This window comes from Actinomadura sp. BRA 177, from assembly GCF_013372625.1.
Lineage (GTDB): Bacteria > Actinomycetota > Actinomycetes > Streptosporangiales > Streptosporangiaceae > Spirillospora.
In genome coordinates this window covers 1-1,160 of the sequence record NZ_JABXFD010000611.1, presented here as the reverse complement: position 1 = coordinate 1,160, position 1,160 = coordinate 1, and the positions used below count along the sequence as shown (strand labels likewise).

Genomic DNA, 1,160 nt, shown 5'->3' with positions numbered 1-1,160 from the left:
GTGAGCGTGAGAACTTCCATCGAATCGCGCGGGCCCCACCCGCCACTTGCGAACACGCAAAACCCGCCTACCGGACCAGTGAACCCGCACGTCACAGCCTCATTTCACGACCTTGCCGGGTCCCTGGGTGACCGGCGCCCACGCCGCACGCTCCGGGCGGCCTGGCGCGGGGCCGCGCAGCGGCCTGAGCGCCGCCGCCCCTTGATCTTAGACAGCCCAATTCGGCAACTTCTGACGTGTGCGTAAATCAGTCGCAAGGCCCTCAACTTTCGCTCTAAACTGTTGTGGTGCCCAAGTCCAAGCGTCACCACTTTGTACCCCGTGCCCACCTTGCCCGATTTGGGAAGGATGGTCGAGTAGCTGTACGCTGGCGAGGCAAATCTGGACTGATAGTTTCTGGAGCCCATAATGTTGCCGTCAAGGGCGGCTTCTACGAAACAGAGTCTGGAACCGATCGAGCATCGGTCGAGTTCGAAGATAGACTAGCCAGGCTAGAGGGTTTGGCCGAAAAGGTCATTCGAGACTCAATAAGTAGCGAGCAAGCGCCAGATGCCGACTCTGAAGCACGACTTATACTGGCGACATTGATGGCAGTACAGTTGGCCAGAACTCCGGAATCGCGGGCGCGCTTGCTGTTTTCTCGGTCTGTACTGGATTACGCCGCAGGGCGCGAAGTCGACTTCGCCTTGATGGCCGAGTACCTTGAGAAAATTCATCTCGGATTCACTCCGAGGGAGAATGAAGTTAAAGGCGCGCTCATATATGTCCAAGAGCTAATGGATCGCAATGAAGTTCCAACCAAGACTGATGCCATCATAATTTCTTTGACGGGCATGCGGGAGCCGACAACTGCTCTCCTCAAAAAGAATTGGTCCATGGAAATAGCACGAAAACCGCGCCTCATCACTTCGGACGCACCGGTCGTGCTTTGGCGCAAGCAAGACGCCCGAAACACCTTCAGGGGAATGGGAATCAAGAACGCCGAGGAGATAAGGTTTCCAATCGACGCAGGCCATCAGCTATTGTTGACCCAGGTACTACATTCGCAGTTCTTGGGGGATGGGATCTCCGCGCTGCCGGTAGTGGCTGATCAGAGCGCGGGTCTGGTGGGTTCGGCGGAACAGTGACCAGTGCAGGACGTGGTCGATGGTGGTGGCGGC

The 1,160-nt window shown here is 57.2% G+C and carries 1 protein-coding gene; it reads left to right on the top strand.

The window, feature by feature from the left end; translation table 11 throughout:
• Positions 1 to 287 precede the first annotated feature (287 nt).
• The gene (locus tag HUX53_RS34545; protein ID WP_176407480.1) at positions 288 to 1,127 is read left to right on the top strand and encodes a DUF4238 domain-containing protein; all 840 of its coding nucleotides are present in this window, start codon (positions 288 to 290) and stop codon (positions 1,125 to 1,127) included.
• Positions 1,128 to 1,160: the final 33 nt, after the last annotated feature.